This window comes from Actinoallomurus sp. NPDC052274 (genome assembly GCF_040679475.1).
Classification (GTDB): Bacteria; Actinomycetota; Actinomycetes; order Streptosporangiales; family Streptosporangiaceae; genus Actinoallomurus; species Actinoallomurus liliacearum.
In genome coordinates, this window is the sequence record NZ_JBFAUT010000045.1 from 1 (window position 1) to 20,489 (window position 20,489).

General features: G+C 71.7%; 21 protein-coding genes and 1 pseudogene. 3 read left to right on the forward strand and 19 right to left on the reverse strand.

Annotated elements, in window-relative coordinates; genetic code table 11:
• Nucleotides 1-140 precede the first annotated feature (140 nt).
• The 4 genes from pheT to AB0K82_RS30805 form a co-directional block, all read right to left on the reverse strand.
• Nucleotides 141-2,621: a phenylalanine--tRNA ligase subunit beta gene (gene pheT, locus AB0K82_RS30790; RefSeq protein ID WP_364403802.1), complete on the reverse strand. Its 2,481-nt coding sequence runs from the start codon at nucleotides 2,619-2,621 to the stop codon at nucleotides 141-143.
• The gene (gene pheS, locus AB0K82_RS30795) at nucleotides 2,621-3,730 is read right to left on the reverse strand and encodes a phenylalanine--tRNA ligase subunit alpha (RefSeq protein WP_364403804.1); all 1,110 of its coding nucleotides are present in this window, start codon (nucleotides 3,728-3,730) and stop codon (nucleotides 2,621-2,623) included. The genes pheT and pheS overlap by 1 nt, the downstream gene beginning before the upstream one ends.
• Nucleotides 3,731-3,852: 122 nt before the next feature.
• Complete coding sequence (locus AB0K82_RS30800; RefSeq protein ID WP_364403806.1) at nucleotides 3,853-5,001, reverse strand: HAMP domain-containing sensor histidine kinase; 1,149 nt, start codon at nucleotides 4,999-5,001, stop codon at nucleotides 3,853-3,855.
• 109 nt (nucleotides 5,002-5,110) lie between these two features.
• On the reverse strand, nucleotides 5,111-5,443 hold the full coding sequence (locus AB0K82_RS30805; RefSeq protein ID WP_364403919.1) for an STAS domain-containing protein: 333 nt from the start codon (nucleotides 5,441-5,443) through the stop codon (nucleotides 5,111-5,113).
• Nucleotides 5,444-5,981: 538 nt separating this feature from the next.
• On the opposite strand from AB0K82_RS30805, the gene AB0K82_RS30810 reads away from it, so the two are divergent.
• The gene (locus tag AB0K82_RS30810) at nucleotides 5,982-6,737 is read left to right on the forward strand and encodes a sulfite exporter TauE/SafE family protein (protein ID WP_364403808.1); all 756 of its coding nucleotides are present in this window, start codon (nucleotides 5,982-5,984) and stop codon (nucleotides 6,735-6,737) included.
• Nucleotides 6,738-6,748: 11 nt separating this feature from the next.
• Here AB0K82_RS30810 and AB0K82_RS30815 read toward each other — a convergent pair whose 3' ends face one another.
• The 5 genes from AB0K82_RS30815 to AB0K82_RS30835 form a co-directional block, all read right to left on the reverse strand.
• Nucleotides 6,749-7,573 carry an RNA methyltransferase gene (locus AB0K82_RS30815; RefSeq protein WP_364403810.1) on the reverse strand — a complete coding sequence of 275 codons (825 nt, stop codon included), beginning with the start codon at nucleotides 7,571-7,573 and terminating at the stop codon, nucleotides 6,749-6,751.
• Nucleotides 7,574-7,599: 26 nt separating this feature from the next.
• Nucleotides 7,600-7,977, reverse strand: a complete 378-nt coding sequence (gene rplT, locus AB0K82_RS30820; RefSeq protein ID WP_252783341.1) for a 50S ribosomal protein L20 — start codon at nucleotides 7,975-7,977, stop codon at nucleotides 7,600-7,602.
• Nucleotides 7,978-8,090: 113 nt separating this feature from the next.
• A complete protein-coding gene (rpmI, locus tag AB0K82_RS30825) occupies nucleotides 8,091-8,285 on the reverse strand; it encodes a 50S ribosomal protein L35 (RefSeq protein ID WP_252783340.1) in 195 nt (64 codons plus the stop codon).
• A gap of 152 nt (nucleotides 8,286-8,437) precedes the next feature.
• Entirely contained in the window at nucleotides 8,438-9,085 is a 648-nt protein-coding gene (gene infC / locus AB0K82_RS30830; RefSeq protein WP_364403813.1) for a translation initiation factor IF-3, read from the reverse strand.
• 205 nt (nucleotides 9,086-9,290) lie between these two features.
• Nucleotides 9,291-10,160: a putative RNA methyltransferase gene (locus tag AB0K82_RS30835; RefSeq protein ID WP_364403815.1), complete on the reverse strand. Its 870-nt coding sequence runs from the start codon at nucleotides 10,158-10,160 to the stop codon at nucleotides 9,291-9,293.
• Between the two features lie 79 nt (nucleotides 10,161-10,239).
• Here AB0K82_RS30835 and AB0K82_RS30840 point away from each other — a divergent pair, with 79 nt between their 5' ends.
• Together AB0K82_RS30840 and AB0K82_RS30845 are read left to right on the forward strand one after the other, a co-directional pair.
• Complete coding sequence (locus tag AB0K82_RS30840; protein ID WP_364403817.1) at nucleotides 10,240-10,572, forward strand: PadR family transcriptional regulator; 333 nt, start codon at nucleotides 10,240-10,242, stop codon at nucleotides 10,570-10,572.
• Nucleotides 10,569-11,579, forward strand: coding sequence for a hypothetical protein (locus tag AB0K82_RS30845; protein ID WP_364403819.1), 1,011 nt, complete (start codon nucleotides 10,569-10,571; stop codon nucleotides 11,577-11,579). The genes AB0K82_RS30840 and AB0K82_RS30845 overlap by 4 nt, the downstream gene beginning before the upstream one ends.
• Here AB0K82_RS30845 and AB0K82_RS30850 read toward each other — a convergent pair.
• The 10 genes and pseudogenes from AB0K82_RS30850 to AB0K82_RS30895 all read right to left on the reverse strand — a co-directional run.
• Entirely contained in the window at nucleotides 11,574-12,353 is a 780-nt protein-coding gene (locus AB0K82_RS30850) for a shikimate dehydrogenase (RefSeq protein ID WP_364403821.1), read from the reverse strand. The two genes, AB0K82_RS30845 and AB0K82_RS30850, sit on opposite strands and share 6 nt — an antisense overlap.
• Nucleotides 12,350-13,525, reverse strand: a complete 1,176-nt coding sequence (gene mltG, locus AB0K82_RS30855; protein WP_364403823.1) for an endolytic transglycosylase MltG — start codon at nucleotides 13,523-13,525, stop codon at nucleotides 12,350-12,352. The genes AB0K82_RS30850 and mltG overlap by 4 nt, the downstream gene beginning before the upstream one ends.
• The gene (ruvX, locus tag AB0K82_RS30860) at nucleotides 13,522-13,980 is read right to left on the reverse strand and encodes a Holliday junction resolvase RuvX (RefSeq protein ID WP_364403825.1); all 459 of its coding nucleotides are present in this window, start codon (nucleotides 13,978-13,980) and stop codon (nucleotides 13,522-13,524) included. The genes mltG and ruvX overlap by 4 nt, the downstream gene beginning before the upstream one ends.
• Nucleotides 13,977-16,643 (reverse strand): alanine--tRNA ligase, encoded by a 2,667-nt coding sequence (gene alaS / locus AB0K82_RS30865; protein ID WP_364403827.1) that lies wholly within the window; start codon nucleotides 16,641-16,643, stop codon nucleotides 13,977-13,979. The genes ruvX and alaS overlap by 4 nt, the downstream gene beginning before the upstream one ends.
• Nucleotides 16,643-16,885: a hypothetical protein gene (locus AB0K82_RS30870; protein WP_345356324.1), complete on the reverse strand. Its 243-nt coding sequence runs from the start codon at nucleotides 16,883-16,885 to the stop codon at nucleotides 16,643-16,645. Before AB0K82_RS30870 ends, alaS begins: the two co-directional genes overlap by 1 nt.
• Nucleotides 16,882-17,256, reverse strand: coding sequence for a DUF948 domain-containing protein (locus AB0K82_RS30875; RefSeq protein WP_252799986.1), 375 nt, complete (start codon nucleotides 17,254-17,256; stop codon nucleotides 16,882-16,884). The genes AB0K82_RS30870 and AB0K82_RS30875 overlap by 4 nt, the downstream gene beginning before the upstream one ends.
• 111 nt (nucleotides 17,257-17,367) lie before the next feature.
• Nucleotides 17,368-18,627, reverse strand: a complete 1,260-nt coding sequence (locus AB0K82_RS30880) for a replication-associated recombination protein A (protein ID WP_364403921.1) — start codon at nucleotides 18,625-18,627, stop codon at nucleotides 17,368-17,370.
• A gap of 70 nt (nucleotides 18,628-18,697) precedes the next feature.
• Complete coding sequence (locus tag AB0K82_RS30885; RefSeq protein WP_364403829.1) at nucleotides 18,698-19,453, reverse strand: phosphatase PAP2 family protein; 756 nt, start codon at nucleotides 19,451-19,453, stop codon at nucleotides 18,698-18,700.
• Between the two features lie 181 nt (nucleotides 19,454-19,634).
• Nucleotides 19,635-20,330 (reverse strand): NAD(P)H-binding protein, encoded by a 696-nt coding sequence (locus AB0K82_RS30890; RefSeq protein ID WP_364403831.1) that lies wholly within the window; start codon nucleotides 20,328-20,330, stop codon nucleotides 19,635-19,637.
• Between the two features lie 29 nt (nucleotides 20,331-20,359).
• Nucleotides 20,360-20,464 (reverse strand): annotated as a pseudogene (locus AB0K82_RS30895) (NAD(P)H-dependent oxidoreductase); the annotation flags it as partial.
• Nucleotides 20,465-20,489: the final 25 nt, after the last annotated feature.

A 20,489-nucleotide genomic window follows, 5' to 3' on the forward strand; every position in this document is an offset into this window, starting at 1 on the left:
CTGCTGGAGTTGGCTCTCGATCTGCTTCACCGTGTCCAGCCCGACGCCGACCATGATCAGAATGCTGGTGCGTGACCACGGCGCGGGCCCGGAGCCCACCGCAAACTCCTACGGACGAGGGCTTTGCGACAGGCCCCTCCTCAGGCGCCCCGCAGGACGGCGCCGACCCGCTCGGCCGCCGCGGCCACGGCGGCGTCCCGGGCGGCGGTGGTCTCCTCGGCGGTGAGGGTACGGTCGGACGCGCGGAAGCGGAGCGTGTAGGCGAGCGACTTGTTGCCCTCGCCGACCTGCTCCCCCGTGTAGACGTCGAACAGCCGGATCGACTCCAGCAGGTCACCGGCGCCGTGGGCGTCGATGCCCGCCCGCAGAGCCGTCTCCACCTCGGCGGCGGGGACGTCACCGGCCACCGTGACCGCGATGTCCTGGGTGGCCACCGGGTAGGTCGCGATGTGCGGCGCGAGCACCGTGCCGACCGCCTTCGACTCGAGCCGGCTCAGGTCGAGTTCCATCGCGCAGGCGCGCGCCGGCAGGTCGAACGCCTTGGTCACCCGGGGGTGCAGCTCCCCCGCGTGGCCGACGAGCGTCCCGTCGGCGAACAGCGCGGCGCAGCGGCCGGGGTGCCAGGGGGCGTGCTGGTCCGCCTTGACCTCCAGCTCGACGCCCGCCTCGGCCGCGACGATCCGGGCGGCCTCGATGGCGTCGGCCCAGGTCGCCGGGCGGCCCTCGCCCCACCAGCCGGCCGGCTCACGCTGTCCGGCCAGGACGACGGCGACCCGGAACGGCTGGTCCGGCAGTGCCGCCTCGATCGCGGCGAGCTCCTCGGCGGTGGGCGCCCGGTCGACCGGCGGCCGGGGCGGCGTCGGGGCGTCCGGGCGAGGCCGGTACACCAGGCCCGTCTCGAACAGGGCGACGTCGGAGAAGCCGCGCCCGAGGTTGCGGTGCAGCGAGCGCAGCAGCGCCGGCAGCAGCGTCGTCCGAAGGAACGGCTCTTCCTCGGTCAGCGGGTTGGCCAGTCGCAGCGCGCGCCGGCGGGCGTCGTCGGCGGGCAGCTGCAGCGCGTCCGCGTCGGCCGCGGACACGAACGGGTAGTTGATCACCTCGTGGTATCCGGCGGCGGCCAGGGCCCGGCCGACGCGGCGGCGCAGCCGCTGCGCCGGGGTGAGACCACGGCCGGCCACCGAGCGCGGCGCGCGGGCCGGGATGTTCTCGTACCCCTCGAGCCGGATGACCTCCTCGGCGAGGTCGTTCGGGTCGCACAGGTCGGGCCGCCAGGACGGCGGCGTCACGGTCAGGACGTCCTCGCCGGTGACCTCGCAGCCGACGTCGCGGAGCCGCCGCACGACCGTGTCGTGGCCGTAGGTCACGCCCGCGACGCGGTCCGGGTGGTCCGCCGGGATCGTGATCGTGACGGTCTCCGCCGGCGCCTCGGCGTGCGTGACCCCCGGAAGGATCTCCGCGCCGCCGAGCTCGGCCAGCATCCGCACGGCCCGGTAGGTCGCCACGAGCGGCAGCTCCCGGTCGACACCGCGCTCGAAGCGGTACAGCGCCTCGCTCTTGAGCTTGTGCCGACGGCCCTGGCGTGCCAGGTCGCTCGCCGCGAAGTGAGCGCCCTCGATCACCATGTCGGTCGACTTCTCGTCGATCTCGGTGTGCAGGCCGCCCATCGTGCCCGCCAGCGAGAGCGGACCCGACCCGTCGGTGATCAGGACGTCGTCGGGATGCAGATCCCGTACGACGTGGTCGAGGGTCTCCAGCCGCTCGCCGGGCTCCGCGCGGCGTACGACGATCGGGCCGGTCAGCTTGGCCCGGTCGAAGGCGTGCAGCGGCTGCCCGAGCTCCAGCATGAGGTAGTTGGTGACGTCGACGGCCAGGGAGACCGAGCGCATCCCGGCGCGGGCCAGCCGGACCCGCATCCACAGCGGCGACGGCGTGTCCGGCGCGAAGCCGCGCACCTCCCGCAGCACGAAGCGGTCGCAGCCGGTCGGGTCGGCGATGCTCGCCGGGTACGACTCGCCGGTCTCGGCCGGGATCTCGACGTCGGCCGGGTCGCGGAACGGCACGTCGAACGCCGTCGCCGCCTCCCGCGCGATGCCGCGGATCGACGCGGTGTAGCCCCGGTCGGGGGTGATCGCGATGTCGAGGACCTCGTCGCGCAGCCCGGCCAACTCGACGAAGTCCGCCCCGAGCGGCGTGTCCGGCGGCAGCACGAGGATGCCGGGGCTGCTCTCGGCCAGGCCGAGCTCGGCCTCCGAGCAGATCATGCCGTCGGAGACCCGGCCGTACGTCTTGCGCGCGGCGATCTTGAAGCCGCCGGGCAGGACGGCCCCCGGCAGCGAGGCCGGGACCCGGTCGCCGACGGTGAAGTTGGTCGCCCCGCAGACGATGCCGCGCGGCTCCGCCTCGCCGACGTCCACCTGACAGAACCGGATCGGCTTCTTGAAGCCGGTCAGCTCCTCGATCTCCAGGACCTGGCCGGTGACCACGCCGGACACGTCGTGCCCGACGGCCTCGACCGACTCGACCTCCAGACCGGCCGCGATCAGCTTCTGGGCGATGTCGCGGGCGGTGACCTCGGCGGGCAGCTCGGCGTACTCCCGCAGCCACGAAACAGGGACGCGCATCAGATCTCCATCCCGAACGCCTGGGTGAAGCGCACGTCACCCTCGAACATGTCGTGCATGTCCTCGACACCGTGCCGGAACATGAGCGTGCGCTCGACGCCGAGGCCGAACGCCCAGCCGCTGTACCGCTCCGGGTCGACCCCGGCGGCGACCAGCACCCGCGGGTTGACCATGCCGCAGCCGCCCAGCTCGATCCAGCCCTCGGACCGGCAGGTGCGGCACGGCTCGCCGCCCGGCTCGGCCGAGGCGCCGCGGCAGACGAAGCACTGCATGTCCACCTCGGCGGACGGCTCGGTGAACGGGAAGTAGTACGGGCGGAACCGGGTCTTCAGGCCGGCGCCGAACATGCCGGTGACGAACGCGCCGATCGCGCCGCGCAGGTCGGCCATCGTGATGCCCTCGTCGACGACGAGGCCCTCCATCTGGTGGAAGACGGGGCTGTGCGTCGCGTCGAGCTCGTCGGTGCGGAAGGTACGGCCGGTGCACACGACGTAGACGGGCAGCTCACGCGTCAGCAGGGCGCGGATCTGCACCGGCGAGGTGTGGGTGCGCAGGACCAGCCCGGAGTCCTCGGACTCGACGAAGAAGGTGTCCTGCATCTCGCGCGCCGGGTGGGCGGGCGGGAAGTTCAGCGCGTCGAAGTTGAACCACTCGGCCTCGACCTCGGGGCCCTCGGCCAGCTCGAAGCCCATGGAGACGAAGACGTCGGCCATGCGTTCGGCGATGGTGGTCACCGGGTGCCGGGCGCCGCGCGGCGCGCGGTCGAGCCGGAGGGTGACGTCGACGGCCTCCTCGACGAGGACACGCTGGTCGCGCTCCTCCTCCAGCTCGGCCTGGCGCGTCTTGAGCGCCTCAGAGACCTCACGGCGGGCCGCGCCGACGCGCTTGCCCGCCTCGGCCTTGGCGTGCGGCGGCAGGGCGCCGATCTCCCGGTTGGCGAGCGCGAGCGGCGAGCGGTCGCCGGCGTGGGCGAGGCGGACCTGCTTCAGCTCGTCGAGGCTCGCGGCGGCCCGGATCGCGGCGAACGCCTCGTCGCGCGCGCGGGCCACCTCGTCCGGATGGAGCGCGGTGACCTCGACGGGGTCATAGGACTTATTGGGTGCGGACATGAGTGTCAGTTACTCCAGCAATGGCGGAACGGCGAACGAGTCTAGTCGGCGCATGGCCTGCGGCCCGTGACGCGGCCATCAGATCATGGCGGGACGGGCCGCTCGGGAAGCCCGCGGCGCTCTCAGGCGAAGTCTGGAGCCCCGGCGGGCAGACTAAATCGGAACTCGGCGCCGCCGCCCGGGGCGCGCCGTACCGAGATGGCGCCACCGTGCGCCTCGACGAGGCCCTTGACGATGTAGAGACCGAGGCCCGTGCCGCCACGGGGCTGGCCGTGGCCACGCCAGAACTGACGGAAGACGCGCTGGGCGGCCTCCGGCGGGATGCCCTCACCCTCGTCGCGCACGGCGACGACGGCTCCACGCGCGCCCGCGTCCGGCTCCACCACGATCGTTACGGTACCAGCCCCGTGTCGCAGGGCGTTCTCCACGAGATTGCCGATGATCTGGTCGATCTTGTCCGGGTCGAGCCACATCTCCGGCAGCTCGCCCCGGACGTCGAGCGTGAAGCGGTCCGCCGGGTCGCCCGCCGCGACCCGGCCGGCGATGATCTTGCGGGCCTCCTCGACGACGTCGACGACCTGGCGGCGCATCTCCAGCCGGCCCGCCTCGATGCGCGAGACGTCCAGCAGCTCGGTGATCAGCCGGGTCACCCGGTCGGCGTCGGAGTTGACCGTCTCGAGCATGACCCGCTTCTGGTCGTCGTTGAAGCGGTGCCACTTGGCCAGCAGGGTGGCGGTGAAGCCCTTGACGCTCGTCAGCGGGGACCGCAGCTCGTGGGCGACGGTGGAGACGAGGTCGGCCCGCCCGCGCTCGTGGCGGGCGCGCTCGGCCGCGTCCCGCAGGGCGATCGTGAACCGGCGGACGGTGCCGTCCGCCTCCCGGTCGTAGGAGGCGGTGACCAGCAACTCCGGCCCGTCGCCGAGGTACAGCGGCCGCTCCGGGTGACGGGTGCGGGTGGCCAGACCGCCGTACGGGTCGAGGCACTTCCACCAGTCGCGGCCGTCGGCGTCGCGCAGCGGCAGCACGTCGGCGAAGTCGCTGCCGAGGGCCGCGGCCTGCGCGATGCCGGTCAGCCGGGCCGCCGCCCGGTTGAACACCACGACCCGCCGATCGGCGTCGGCCACGACGAGCCCGTCGGGCAGCGAGTCGGGAGCGACGTCCCACCGCTCGGCAGAGACCTCGCGCTGCTCGGAAGAGACTCCCCGCTGCGCCGTCTGCCCGGCGGAGGGTTCAACGTCGCGCGGAACCGGTCCGCCCACGACCGCGGCCACCTCCCCCGGCTCCATATTGACAGTGCTGGCCTGACTCTAGTGCGGACGACGTAAATACCGCCACGCCAGTGTCGTTAATTACGGATGTTCCTGACATGTCGCCCGGATGTCAGTTACCGAACGCCTCATCGACCGTGTCATACGTCGGGAACAACTCGTCGAGCCGAGTGATTCGCAGAATCCTCCGCTGCGCCGGCCGCACCCGCGCCAGGCGAAGCGTGCCGCCCTTCTCCCGCAGCCGGTTGCCCACGGCGACCAGCGCACCGAGCCCGGCGGCGTCACAGAAGTGGACGGCGCCGAAGTCGGCGACGAGGTTGATGTGCCCGCCGTCGATGAGCTCCAGGAGATCCGCGCGCAGCCGCCCCGCCGTCTGCACGTCGATCTCGCCGCCGATCGCCACGACCGCCGCGGCGCCGTTGCGCCGGACGACCTGGGCCGCCATCACGCGCCCGGCCTGGCACCGGTGGGCGCCCCCGCGCGCCAGCGGAGACCTGCCCGGGCCCCTCTCGCAACTCGCCACCGCGCGGCGGCGAGGCAGCGGAATGCCTCTTATGTTCGTTTCCAACCCTTTTGCCCCGTTCATCGGAATCCATGTCAACGCCGCGACGGGCGCCGGGAAGCGGGCACCGGCCTCGGGCCGGTCGACCGATCCGGCGCGGCGGAATCGACACCACCGATCATGTCGTCTTTTCGTCCAATGAACGAATCGGGACGCTGATTTGTTACAGCGAGAAGACATCACTGTTGCGTTCGGTATCGAACATCCCACTGACCTCCGCCGGCCGGGTGAGGCGTCTCCTTCGCCCGATCCCGGGCGTCCCGTCCTGTCGGGCGGGTGACACCCGTCCTGTCGGGCGGGTGACACCGGTCCTGTCGGGTGGGTGACGCCGGGATGGGCGGTCCGGATACAGTCGTCGATCGACGCCATCACTCTCCGCGACCGCGCCGGAGATCCCCGTCGACGAGGGAGGGAGCCGGACTTGGACCACCTCGACCTGACGTTGCTGGGGGTGGCCGGTGTGGTGGCCGGCGGCGTCAACGCGATCGCCGGCGGTGGATCGCTGATCTCGTTCCCCGCCCTGCTGGCCGTGGGCTGTCCGAACATCACGGCCAACGTGACCAACACGGTCGCGCTCTGGCCCGGCTACGTCGGCGGTGTCGTGGGCTACCGCGCCGAGCTGGCCGGCCAGCGCGAACGCGCCATCGGGTTGAGCCTGACCAGCGTGCTCGGCGCCGTCATCGGCTGCGTCCTGCTGCTTCACACCCCGGCGAGCGTCTTCGCCGCGTTCGTGCCCGCGCTGATCGCGCTGGCCAGCCTCCTTCTCGCGGCACAGCCGTGGCTGAAGCGCCGACTCGACGCCGCGCAGCGCCTCACCGGAGCCGGACACCGGCTGATGCTGCACGGCGGCGTCCTGGTCGGAGGCGCCTACGGCGCGTACTTCGGCGCCGGGCTCGGCGTCATGCTGCTCGGCCTGCTCGGCGTCTTCGTGCACGACCACCTGCAGCGGCTCAACGCCGTTCGCGCGGTGCTGTCCCTGGTGATCAACACGGTGGCCCTTGTCGCCTTCGCGCTGTTCGGCCCGGTGCGCTGGCCGGCCGTCGCGATCATGGCGGTGACCAGTCTGGTCGGCGGCTTCTTCGGCGCCCGCGTGGCCCGCCGCCTGTCTCCGGGGGTCCTACGGGCCGTCGTCGTCACGTTCGGGCTCGGGGTGGCCCTCACCCTGGCCCTGCGCTGAGGACCGCGACGTCAGGAGGGCTCGCCGGCCCGCTGGGCGCGGGCCGAGGCGTACAGGCACACGGCGGCGGCGGTGGCGAGGTTGAGGCTCTCGGCGCCGCCGTAGATCGGGACGCGTACGACCTCGTCGACCGCGTCCAGGATCTCGTCCGGCAGGCCCCACGCCTCGTTGCCGAACACCCAGGCGGTCGGGCCGCTGAGGGTTCCCTTGTCCAGCGCGGCGTCCAGGGAGCACTTCCCCGCGCCGTCGGCGGCCAGGACCGTCAGGCCGGACTCCTTCAGGGCCGGGATCAAGGTGTCGAAGCGCGGTCCGACCACGACCGGCAGATGGAACAGGCTGCCCGCCGACGCGCGTACGCACTTGCCGTTGTACGGATCGACGGACGCGTCCGTGAAGATCACCGAGTCGGAGCCCGCGGCGTCGGCGGTGCGCAGCACGGTGCCGGCGTTCCCGGGGTCCCGCACGTGCGCCAGCACGGTGACGAGGCGCGGCGGGGTCCCGAGCGCCGCTCGCAGATCGACGTCCACGAACGCGCAGACGGCGAGGAGCCCCTGGGGGGTGACGGTCTGCGCGAGCTCGACCATGACCTCGCCGCTCACCCGGAAGATCGGAACCCCGGACCGCTCGGCCTGAGCGATCAGGTCGTGATGGCGGATCTCCGCCTCGGCCGTGGTGAACAGCTCGGCGAGGACGCCGTCGAGCGCGAGGGCCTCGCGTACCGCCTGGGGGCCCTCGGCGAGGAACCGCCGCTCGCGGCGGCGGAACGCGCGTTTGGCGAGCCGACGAGCCGCCTTCACCCGTGGTGATCGAGTAGAGGTCAGCTCGCGGCCCGCCATCAGCGTCGTTATCTGTACTTGTACCGTCAGGCGGCCGCGCTGCCCTCGGCGGGCAGCGCCTTCTTGGCCGTCTCGACCAGGACCGCGAACGCCGCGGCGTCGTTGACCGCGAGCTCGGCGAGCATGCGACGGTCGACCTCGACGCCGGCCTCGCGCAGGCCCTGGATGAACCGGTTGTACGTCATGCCGTTCGCGCGGGCCGCCGCGTTGATCCGCTGGATCCACAGGCGACGGAACTGGCCCTTGCGGTCCTTCCGGTCGCGGAAGGCGTACGTCATCGAGTGGAGCTGCTGCTCCTTGGCCTTGCGGTACAGCCTCGACCGCTGGCCACGGTAGCCACTCGCCCGCTCGAGGACGACCCGACGCTTCTTGGCGGCGTTGACCGCCCGCTTCACGCGTGCCACGTCTTGAAACTCCTTCGTGGAGGCCGCGCCTTTTAGGCCCGGCCGGTCGTTCGACTAACGGGACTCTCGGCACCGTCGAGGTGCCGGAGCCCGGCGATCAGGTGGTGCCGGGCTCAGTCGCCGAGCAGCTTCTTGATCTTCTTCTCGTCGCTCTTCGACAGGACGACCGCTCCGTCGAGCCGGCGCGTGCGCTTGGTCGGCTTGTGCTCGAGCAGGTGGTTGCGGTTGGCGCGGCGGCGCATGACCTTGCCGGTGCCCGTCTTCTTGAAACGCTTCTTGGCACCACTGTGCGTCTTCATCTTCGGCATGGTCGCCGACGTCTCCCTATCTCCATGCACCTCGGTCCGGGCGCACGGCGACTCCTCAGGGAGTACCGGACGCCGGGGAGGCGCGGTGTGCGTACCTCATCGCGAGACGACCCCGCTCAGCGAGCAGGGTCGTAGCGGAGCTGTGTGCCCGGTCAGGCCGGGGAACCGTGCTCCTCCTGCCGCCGCGCTCGACTGCCGGTCGCGCGCGGACCTTCGGCTTTGGCCTCGCTCTTCTTCTTGTGCGGCCCGAGGACCATGATCATGTTGCGGCCGTCCTGCTTGGGCCGCGACTCGACGAAGCCGAGCTCCTCGACGTCCTCCGCCAGCCGCTGCAGCAGCCGGAAGCCCAGCTCCGGTCGGGACTGCTCGCGGCCACGGAACATGATCGTGACCTTGACCTTGTCACCTGCCTTGAGGAACCGCTCGACGTGGCCCTTCTTGGTGCCGTAGTCGTGCGGGTCGATCTTCGGCCGGAGTTTGATCTCCTTGATGACCGTGTGCGCCTGGTTACGTCGCGCATCGCGGGCCTTCATCGCGGACTCGTACTTGAACTTTCCGTAGTCCATGAGCTTGGCCACGGGCGGCCTCGCGGTCGGGGCGACCTCGACGAGGTCAAGGTCGGACTCCCGAGCAAGGTCGAGTGCCTTGGCGATCGGCACGATGCCGACCTGTTCGCCGTTCGGACCGACGAGCCGGACCTCGGGCACGCGAATGCGCTCGTTGATACGCGGTTCGGCGCTGATGGGACCTCCTTGGGGCTTTCGAGCTGTCCTGACCGGCCATGCCCCGGGCCCCTTCAAACGAAAAAGCCCCGCATGACTCGCATGCAGGGCCACCACCGGACGCCCCGGCGGCCGAAGCCGACGAGGTGGGCACGCCGACAGCGTGCCTGACCGGGACCCATCAGCCTCTCGACTCCCGAGGGAGCGCGGCCGATCAGGTGGGAGGTGCCCTCCGCTTGCGCGCCCGACGCGTGAACGTCAGGCCAGTCAAAAGTCAAAGCTATCAGGTTACGGGCCGTACGTCCAAAGCAGGTGTGCCCCGGACGCCGAAAGCGCGCACCTCGAAGGCCGCGGTGACCTTGATCGACTCCGGAAGAGCGTCGATCGCGGCCCGCAACGCGCCGGGGTCGGCGTGCCGGGCGCTCGGCCCCATGGCGACGAGCGACCGGACCTCGGCGCGGGTGAGGGACAGCGGAACCTCCAGCGCCCATGTCCCCGTGGGAGCGAACCGCTCACCCACCGAGTCGGAAACGCGGTCCGCCTTCCGCTCGTCCACGGAGATCAGGCCGAGCGGCCCGATCACCTCCCCCAGGTGGTGCGCGGCCGGCGTGACCACGATCAGCGTCCCGTCGGGCCGGAGCACCCGGTGGAATTCCGCGCCGTTCCGCGGCGCGAAGACATCGATGAGAACCGACACCGTGCCCGTACGGACGGGGAGGGGCCGCCAGACGTCCCACACGAGGGCGCCGATCCGCGGATGCGCCTTCGCGGCCCGGCGCAGGGCGTGCTTGGAGATGTCGAGGGCCACGCCGGGGCGTCCGGGCAGCCGATCGAGGACGGCCGCGAGGTAGTGGCCCGTGCCCGCGCCGGCGTCCAGCACGCACCCCTCCCCCGGGTCGAGCGCGGCCGCGCGTTCGGCGATGAGCTCGGCGAGCGGGGCGAAGTGGCCGCCGCCGAGGAAGTCCGCGCGCGCCGCGACCATCTCCGGCGTGTCGGCGGTCCCCAGGTGGGCCTTGCCGGTCAGCAGGTTGGCATAGCCCTGCCGGGCGATGTCGAACGCGTGCCCTTCGGAGCAGCGCAGGGCCGCTCCCGCGACGATGAGGTCGCCCGCGCACAGCGGGCACTGGAGGTACGGAACGACGTCGGCGAGCACCCTCCCATGATGGTGCAGCCGAACGACCGCCTCGTCCCGCCGGTTGTCGATATATCGATCATCGGTATATAACGACGCTATGAGACACAGGCCGCTCCAGGAACCCACCTTCCTGATCCTCACCGCATTGGCAGCCGGACCACAGCACGGCTACGGGATCATCGGCGACGTCGAGCGGATCTCCGACGGGCGGGTGCGCCTGCGGGCCGGGACGCTGTACGCCGCGCTCGACCGGCTGACCGCCGACGGTCTCGCCGAGATCGACCGCGAGGAGGTCGTTGAGGGCCGGCTGCGCCGCCACTACCGGCTCACCGAGACGGGGGCGGCCCGCCTCGCCGCCGAGGCCGAACGCCTGCGCAGCAACGCCGAGACCGCCACCGCCCGCCTGCGCCTCGCCGGAGGATCCGCATGAGCTCCCTCGAACACCGCCTGCGGCGCTGGCTGCGGCTCTACCCGGTCGACCAGCGCGAGGAGATGCTCGGCGTTCTCCTCGCGACCGCCGGCCCCGGACGGGAGCGGCCAAGCCCCCGGGACGCCACCGACCTCGTCGGAGGAGCCATCCGGATCCACGTGCGACGCGAGATCCGGTCCCTCGGCGGCCCGGTATGGCGCGACGCCTTCGCCGTCCTCGCCCTGGTGACGACCGCGCTGGCGTGCACCGCTCTGCTCGCCTACTTCCGGCACGAGACGATGATGATGCCCAACGGCTTCATCATCTTCGACGTCGACTCGGGCAGCTCTTACGCGGCATTGTTCCCGGAGCCCGCCCAGGTCTGGCCGATGTGGGCCCCGTGGCCGGTCGTCGGCGCGCTGAGCCTGCTACGCCTGCGTCGTCCGGCCGTCGGACTCGCCTGGGCCGCGGCTCTGTCCCAGCTACCGTGGCTGGCAGTGGCACAGGGCCGTTATGCCGTGCAGGCCGGTGACGTGGAGGGCAACCTGGTCTGGTTCGGCCTGGCGGTCCTGGCAGCCTCCGCGCTGTCCCTCTCCGACGGTCTCCGCCCGGCCCTCTCGTCGCTCGGCCGATGGCACGGCACCCTGTTTCTGGTGGGCGTCGCCATGTTCGCCTACGCGCTCTTTGGGCTTCCCTCACCAGGAGACCCTCTGCTGGGCGACCGCGGTGTCATCCTCGTGCGGTCGGCGATGATCCTCGACCCGGTCTGGCTACCGGCGGCCGGCGCACTCGCGCTGATACTCGTCTCCTGTGCCCGCCCGCGCTCGGCGTCCGGCCGCCGATCGATCGCCGTCGTCCTGCTCGCCCTGTCGCCGCTGCTGTGCTCACTCGTTGTGTGGTTCACGGGCTGGGGGACATCTGGCCCTGCGGCCGGTGCGTTGCTCGTCATCGGTTTCCCGGCGCTGTTGGCGATCATGGGCGGCGCGCTGGCCTCGCGCCTTCGCGGGCGGCGCCGCAGCGCGTCATGACACGGCGGCGCGCATCGCCTCCACCGGAGCGGGTGCGTGCCCCGTCATGAGCTCGACCTGGCGGGCGGCCTGGTGCACCAGCATCGGCAGCCCGCCCACAACGATGCCGGCGCGCCCGCCGACGGCCTCGGCGGCGGCGGTCGGCCAGGGCGCGTACACGACGTCGAAGAGGGCGTTCGTGGCCCCGGCGATGGCCTCGGCGTACGGGTCGGCGGCGTGGGCCGGCAGGGTGGAGATGATCAGGTCGGCGTGCGGCATCGCGTCGGCGAACGTCTGCACCGTCACCGACACGCCCAACCGGTCGGCCGCCGACACGGCCTCGGCCGCACGGCACGGGCTCCGTACGACGACCACGGCCTTCGACAGTCCGAGGTCGCGCAGCGCCGCGAGGGCGGAGCAGGCGGTCGCCCCGCCGCCGAGCACGGCCGCCGACCCGGGCGACCGCACTCCGGCCTCGGTCAACGCGGTGACCATGCCGTACACGTCGGTGTTGAAACCGAGCCGGCGCCCGCCCTGGAAGATCACGGTGTTCGCGCCGCCCACCGCGCGCGCCAGCCCCGACACCTCGTCGAGGAGGGGCAGCACGGCCCGCTTCAGCGGCATCGTGAGCGACAGGCCCGCCCACGGCCGCTCCAGCAGGCCGGGCAGATCCCTCTCGCGGCACTCGACGGCCTCATAGGTCCAGTCGAGTCCGAGCGCGGCGTACGCGGCGCGGTGCAGGGCCGGCGACAGCGAATGCGCGATCGGCGACCCCAGGACGGCGGCGTGCGTCATCCGTGCCCCGTGTTGCGCGCGAGTTCCTGCCTCAGCTTCTGGAACTCGGGGTAGCTGGACGTGAACTTGGTGATCTTGGTCTTCGGGTCGGGGGCCACGAAGTAGAGCCAGTCGCCCTTCTCGGGTTCGAGCGCGGCCTTGAGCGCCACCTCGCCCGGGTTGTCGATCGGGCCGGGCGGCAGACCGGAGACCACGTAGGTGTTGTACGGGCTCTGCGTCTTGGTCTCCGCGAGAGTGGCCACGGTGTTGTACTTGCCCAGGGCGTACATGACGGTGCTGTCGAACTGCAGCTTGCGCATCCAGGGCTGCGAGCTGTGGATGCGGTTGTCGATGACCCGGGCGACCTTCGGCATGTCCTCGGGACGGCCGCTCTCGGCCTGGACGAGGCTGGCGATCGTCACGACCTCACCGGGCGACATGCCCAGCTCACGCGCCTTGGCCTCCAGGTCGAGGTTGGCCGCGACCTTCTTGAACTGGTCGACCATCGAGCGCAGCACCTGTGTCGCGGTGGCCTTCGGGTCCGGGTCGTACGTGAAGGGGTACAGGTAGCCCTCGAGCCTGCCCTTGGCGTACGACGGCAGACCGAGCTTCTCGGGGTGTTTCGCGGCCTTCTGGAAGTCCTTCAGGGGAATGTGGGTCTTGCTGGCCAGCAACGGCAGGATCTGGGTGACCCGCTTGCCCTCGGGGATGGTGAGGCGACCGGCGCGGGAGGCGTCGCTGAGCAGGAGGTCGAGCGCCGACTTCACCGACATCTGCCGGCGCAGGTGGTAGTAGCCCGGCTGGATGCTCGTCGCCCTGGTGTCCTTGGTCGCGAGCTTGATGAACGCGTCGACCGACTTGACGACCCCCGCGTCCTTGAGCCGGTTCGCCATGAGGGCGACCGAGTCGCCCTCATGGATCCAGACGGTGACGCTGCCGCTGCCCTCGCCCTTGTAGTCGGGCGGATTGAGCATGCCGTTGATCGTGGTCAGCCCCACATAGCCGCCACCGCACACGACCACGAGGAGGAAGGCCAGCGCGATGAACGGCGCCAGCCTGCGGCCCTTGCGGCTCTTCTTGCGGCGCCGCCCCCGGCCTCCCCGGCTCGCCCGGGGCGCACCGCCCGGCGGCTCCGGGCGCTGCTGCTGGCGCTCGGAGAGTTGGCGCAAGAAATCAAGGTCTGCGTCGCTCATGAGTCCCCCTGGACAGTCTCCCCAGGGGGGCGGCCCGTCAAGCGCTCGGCCTCGAGCGCCGCCTGGAGCAGCACCGCGGCCGCCGCCTGGTCGACGACCTTTCGCCGTGCCTGCCCGCGCACTCCCTTGTCCCGGAGGCCACTTTCGGCTGTCACGGTGGTGAGTCTCTCATCGAACAGCCGTACCGTCTCGGGATCCAGGAGCCGTGCGATCTTCTCCGCGAACCGGCGGGCCGTCGCGGCCGCCGGTCCCTCTCGCCCGGAGAGGGAGGTCGGCAGCCCGACGATCACCTCGATGGCGTCGTTCTCGGCGACGATCTGAACGATCCGGTCGATGTCGCCTTTCCCGGCCCGCACGGTCTCCAGGGGTGAGGCCAGGATGCCGCCGGGGTCGCTACGCGCGACGCCGATGCGGACACTGCCCGCATCGACGCCGATGCGCACGCCTTGTCTCACGCGGCCGCCACGGTCCGGCGGACGGCGCCCAGGGCCTCGTCGATGGCGCCCGCGTTCGCGCCACCGCCCTGCGCCAGGTCGTCCTTGCCGCCCCCGCCGCCGCCGAGGACCTTCGCGGCGACGCCGACGAGCGCGCCCGCGCGCAGGCCGCGGGCGCGGGCCTCGTCGCGGGTCGCGACGACGATCACGGGACGGTCCTTGGGCACCCCCGCGATGATGACGACGGCCGGCCGGCCGGACAGGCGACCGCGGACGTCCATCGCGAGCCGCCGCAGGTCGTCGGCGCTGGTGCCGTCGGGCACGCGGTGGGCGACGAAGCCGACGCCGCCGATGTCCTCCGCGCCGCCCGCCAGTTCGCCGGCGACCTGCAGGACCTGCTGCGACCGGACCTTCTCCAGCTCCTTCTCGGCCTCGCGCAGCCGGGTGACCATTCCGGAGATCCGCTCCGGGAGCTCCTCGCGCCGGGTCTTGAGCTGCTCGGACAGCTGCGCGACGAGCACGCTCTCCTTGGCGAGGTACCGGAAGGCGTCGATGCCGACGAGCGCCTCGACCCGGCGCACGCCCGCGCCGATCGACTGCTCGCCGAGCACCTTGATCAGGCCGAGCTGGCCGGAGCGCGCGACGTGGGTGCCGCCGCACAGCTCACGGGAGTAGTCGCCGATCTCGACGACGCGGACCTCGTCGCCGTACTTCTCGCCGAACAGCGCGAGCGCGCCCATCTTGCGCGCCTCGTCGATCGGGTGCACCGAGGCGTGCACGCCCAGGTCGTCGATGAGGATGGCGTTGACCTCGGCCTCGACGTCGCGCAGGACGCTGAGCGGAACGGCGCCCGAGGCGGTGAAGTCGAACCGGAAGCGGCCCGGGGAGTTCTCCGAACCGGCCTGGGCGGCGGACTCGCCGAGCGCGTTGCGGAACCCGCGGTGCACCATGTGCGTGGCGGTGTGCGAACGGGAGATCGCCCGGCGCCGCTCCACGTCGATCTCGGCGTACGCGGTGTCGCCCGCCTGCGCCTCGCCGCTGCGGACCCGGCCGCGGTGCACGACCAGGCCGGACAGCGGCGACTGGACGTCCAGGACCTCGACCTCGGCGCCGTTGCCGAACCGGATGACGCCCTGGTCGGCGAGCTGGCCACCGCCCTCGGCGTAGAACGGGGTGCGGTCGAGCACGACCTCGACCTCGCTGCCCTGCCCCGCCGACGGCACGCTCGCGCCGCCGACGAGCAGGCCGACCACCCGGGCCTCGCCCGCGACCGCGTCGTATCCGGTGAAGACCACCGACCCGGTCTGCTCGAGGAGGCTGCCCAGCACGGACACGTCGAGGTTGCCGGTCTTCTTCGCGGCGGCGTCGGCCTTGGCGCGCTGCCGCTGCTCGTCCATCAGGCGCCGGAACTCGTTCTCGTCGACGGACAGGCCCTGCTCGGCCGCCATCTCCAGCGTGAGGTCGATCGGGAAGCCGTAGGTGTCGTGCAGCGTGAACGCCTGCACGCCGGACAGCGTCGGCTCCTTGCGGCGCTTGGTCTCCTCGACCGAGGCGTCGAAGATCGCGGTGCCGGTGCGGAGCGTGGTGAGGAAGGACTGCTCCTCGGCGTCGATGACCGTGTGGATGTGGGCGGCGTCGGAGCGCAGCTCCGGGTAGGTCTCGCCCATCCCGTCGATCGCCACGGCGGTGAGCTCGTGCAGGTAGCGCTCGTCGCCGGCGCCGAGCAGCCGCAGGTGCCGGATGCTGCGGCGCAGGATGCGCCGCAGGACGTAGCCGCGGCCCTCGTTGGAGGGCACGACGCCGTCGGCGACCATCATCGTGCCGCTGCGGACGTGGTCGGTGATCACGCGCAGGGACACGTCGGACCGCGCGTCGCGGCCGTACTTGGTCTTGGTGAGGTCGGCGGCGCGGTCGAGGATCCGCCACATGGTGTCGATCTCGTAGATGTTGTCGACGCCCTGGAGGATCGCCGCCATGCGCTCCAGGCCCATGCCGGTGTCGATGTTCTTGGCGGGGAGCTCACCGAGGATCGGCCAGCCCTCCTTGCCCGCGCCGGCGCCCCGCTCGAACTGCATGAAGACGAGGTTCCAGACCTCGAGGTAGCGGTCCTCGTCGGCGACCGGGCCGCCCTCGCGGCCGTACTCGGGGCCGCGGTCGTAGTAGATCTCCGAGCAGGGGCCGCACGGACCGGGCACGCCCATCGACCAGAAGTTGTCGGCCATGCCGCGGCGCTGGATGCGGTCCTCGGGCAGGCCGACCTTCTTGTGCCAGATCTCGAAGGCCTCGTCGTCATCGTGGTAGACGGTGGCCCAGAGCCGGTCCTCCGGGAACCCGAAGCCGCCGTCGGACTCCGACCGGGTCAGCAGGTCCCACGCGAATGGGATCGCCTGCTCCTTGAAATAGTCCCCGAAGGAGAAGTTGCCCAGCATCTGGAAGAACGTGCCGTGCCGGGTGGTCTTGCCGACCTCGTCGATGTCCGGGGTCCGGATGCACTTCTGGACGCTGGTGGCCCGAGGGTACGGCGGGGTCCGCTGGCCGAGGAAGAACGGCTTGAAGGGCACCATGCCCGCGTTCACCAGCAACAGCGTGGGGTCCTCGGCGATCAGGCTGGCCGAGGGCACCACGGTGTGGCCGCGCTCCTCGAAGAAGCGGAGAAAACGGCGGGCGATCTCTGCCGACTCCATCAGTGCAGGTCCTTGTCAGTATCGGTGTGTGCGTCGAGGCGCATGGCGTCGCGCAGTTCTTCCTCGCGGTGGTTCATCGCGACGCGGACGTCGCCGGCGAACCCCCGCACGGTTCGGCCGAGCCCGGTGGCCTGGTGGGCGAGACTGCCCGGCAGGACGGCGCGCACCGCCCGCTTGAGCCGGAACGCCGACCAGGCGCCGAACGCGGTGCCCAGCGACAACCAGAACAACCGCCGGATCATCGCTTGCCGTCCTGGTTGCCGTGGCCACGGGAACCGATGGCCTTACGGACACCATAGGAGAACGCCGCGGCCTTCACGAGAGGGCCGCCCACGATCGAGGTGACGGTGGTGCTGACCGCGGCGGCGTTCTGGCTGACGCTGCCCATGTTCTTGGTGATCACGTCGACCCGGTCCAGTTGCTCGTTGGCCCGCTCCACGGTGCCGGCCATGTCGTCCAGCAGGGGGGCGGTCCGGTCGCCGAGCTCTGCGACGGTCTTGGTCGCCTCGGTCAGCAACCGGGCGAGTTTCAAGAGCACGTAGGCGAGGAAGGAGACGAGTATCGCCCAGAACATGGCCACGATCAGCCCGGCCAGCTGTTCGCCCGTCAACACGCGGCTTCCTCCTCCTCGGGTCGCGGAGAACTCGGTCGGACCGACCTTACCGTCCCGGGCTTGCGAAAACGCGCCCGGACGACCTTGCCGCACCCGCCGACGGCACTGATCTCAGTCGGCGCGCCTGCCGCGGAGAACGGCGCGGAGCCGCTCGACCACGTCGGAGAAGCGCGCCTCCATGCCGTGCCTGGTCGGATGGTAGTACTCCCGCCCGGCCACCGCGTCCGGCGCGTACTGCTGTTCGACCACCCCGCCGGGAAAGTCGTGGGCGTAGCGGTAGCCCTTCCCGTGGTCGAGCTTGTCCGCGCCCTTGTAGTGCGCGTCCCGAAGGTGCGGCGGCACCGGGCCGACGAGCCCGCGCCGCACGTCGCCGCCGGCCTCGTTGATCGCCCTGACCACGGCGTTGGACTTCGGCGCCAGGGACAGGTGGATCACCGCCTGGGCGAGGTTGATGCGGGCCTCCGGCAGGCCGACGAACTCCACGGCGTGCGCGGCGGCCGTCGCGGTCTGCAGGGCCGTGGGGTCGGCCATGCCGATGTCCTCGCTGGCGTGCACGATCAGCCGCCGGGCGATGAAGCGGGGATCCTCGCCGGCCTCGATCATGCGGGCGAGGTAGTGCAGCGCCGCGTCGACGTCGGACCCGCGGATGCTCTTGATGAAGGCGCTGATCACGTCGTAGTGCTGGTCGCCCTCGCGGTCGTAGCGGACCGCCGCCCGGTCGACGGCCTTCTCCAGGACGTCGACGTCGATCGGCGCGCCGTTCGGGGCGACGTACGACGCGGCCTCCAGGTACGTCAGCGCCCGGCGCGCGTCGCCGCCCGCCAGGCGTACCAGGTGGTCCTCGGCGGGCTCGGCGAGCTTCACCGCGCCGCCGAGGCCGCGCTCGTCGGTCAGGGCCCGGCGGATCACCTCGCGGAGCTGGTCGTCGCCGAGCGGCTGGAGCGTCAGCAGCAGGGAGCGGGACAGCAGCGGGCTGATGACGGAGAAGAAGGGGTTCTCGGTGGTCGCGCCGATGAAGGACACCCAGCGGTTCTCGACGGCGGGCAGCAGGGCGTCCTGCTGGGCCTTGTTGAACCGGTGCACCTCGTCGACGAACAGCACGGTCTGCCGGCCGCCCATGCCCAGCTCCCGCTTGGCAACGTCGATGGCGGCGCGGACCTGCTTGACGCCGTCGGACACCGCGGAGATCTCCACGAACCGGCGTGCGGTCGCCTGGCTGACGACGTACGCGAGGGTGGTCTTGCCGGTGCCGGGCGGCCCCCACAGCACCAGGGACATGGGGACGTCCCGCTCGACGAGCTGGCGCAGGGGCGTGCCGGGCCCGAGGAGGTGCGCCTGGCCGACGACCTCGTCGAGGCCGCGCGGGCGCATCCGCACCGCCAGCGGCGCGTTCGCCTGCTGCGCCTCCTCGGCCGGCGTGTCGAAGAGGCTGTCGGCCTGTTCAGATTCCCTGCGCACCACGCCTCGACACTATCCGTTCGCCGACGCCGCTCAGCGCGACGGAGACGATCACCACGATCGCCCCGGCCACACCGTCGAGCCAGTAGTGGTTGGCGGTGAGGACGACCACGGAGGTCGTCGCGACCGGGTAGGCCACCGCCGCCCAGCGCGCCCGGCCCGCGCCGTACCGGATGATCCCCCAGGCGACGAGGATCGCCCAGCCGACGTGCAGCGACGGCATGGCGGCGAACTGGTTCGACGCTCCGTGGCCGGGCGCCTCGGCGTACGCCGACGGTCCGTAGACGTTCATCAGGTCCACGAGCCCGGTGCCGGGCAGCAGGCGTGGCGGGGCCAGTGGGTAGAGGAAGTGACCGGCCAGGGCCAGCGCCGTCGACAGGATGATGGCGGCCCGTACCCGCGGCCAGCCTTCCCGGTGCCGCCACCACACCCACGCGAGGAACACCGCCGTCGCCGGGAAGTGCACGGCGACGTAGTAGACGTCGGCCACCCGCGCCCATCCGTCCCAGTGCAGCGCCGCGTGCTGCAGGGACGCCTCGTTCGGCAGGTGGAGCAGGCGCTCGGCGCGCCAGACCGACCGCGCGTGCCGCACGGCCTCGGCCGGGCCGGCCTCCGCGAGGCGGCGGCCGATCCGGTACGCGTAGAACAGGAGGACGATCAGTGCGGCCTGCCCCAGTCCCGACACCAGCCGTGAGCGATGCCACGCCGCCGCCCTGGGTCCCGCGGTGTCCATCCCCATGCCCCGCCCTTTCGCCGTCTGGGGACTACCCGCAAAACGGCGGATCTCCCCCGTTGATCGACATGAGGCTCCCGTACGTCCCCGGCCCCACCGACATCGGGGTCATGATCGGGCCGGCCGAGGGCGGCGTCACCCGGTACGGTCCGCGCGCCCCCGCCCGGACACGGCGGGCAAGCGCCCCTCACTTCTTGGCGAGCGCTTCGCGGCGGATCCACTGGAGCAGGGTGGGGTTGTCGGCGGTGGTGATGACGCTGACGGTGGTGCGGAGGTAGCGGTCGCCGTCCAGCAGGGCCAGCATGCTCGCGGCCAGGTCGACACGGGCGGTGAACCTGCCGTCGGCGTGGCCCTCGACAACGGTGTAGTCGGTGACCGACGGCAAGTGGTAGAGCCCGCTGGGGCGCACGATCGTCCAGTCCAGCTCGCCGGCCCGGACCAGCGTCTCCATCCGCCGCATGTCGTCGTACATCGTCCTGCCCAGCACCCGCGTCACGTAAGGCAGAAGGACTCGGTTGAACAGGACCCCGCCATCGGAGTACGGGTGCGGGTCGACCCCGCTGGAGCTGACGACGGCGAGCCGGCGCACCCGATGCCGTTCCATCGCGGTGACGATATTGGCCGCCCCGCGCGAGTAGGTGCTGATCGGCTCCTTCCCGGCGGGCACCCCGAGCGTCGACAGCACCGCGTCCCGCCCGGCTACGGCGGCGTCGACGGCCTCCGGATCGAGCACGTCGGCGCCGATCACCTGGAGCCGGTCATGGCGCAGCGGGAACGAGTCGGGCCGCCGGGTGACCGCGGCGACCTGGTGTCCGGCGGCGAGTGCCTGGCCGGTAAGGAGGCGGCCGGTGGGGCCGTTGGCTCCGAAGACCGTGATACGCATGACGACCGTCCTTTCTGCTCGACCTCCGCGGTGTCGCCCGCGTGTTCGGCCGCCAGGTCCCGCACCCATTGGGCCACCCGGTCGCCATTGCGCCCGGGGCGGGTACTGCCGATGATGACGCCGATTCTGATCATGTTCGATTCCCTTGCTCTGTTCCCG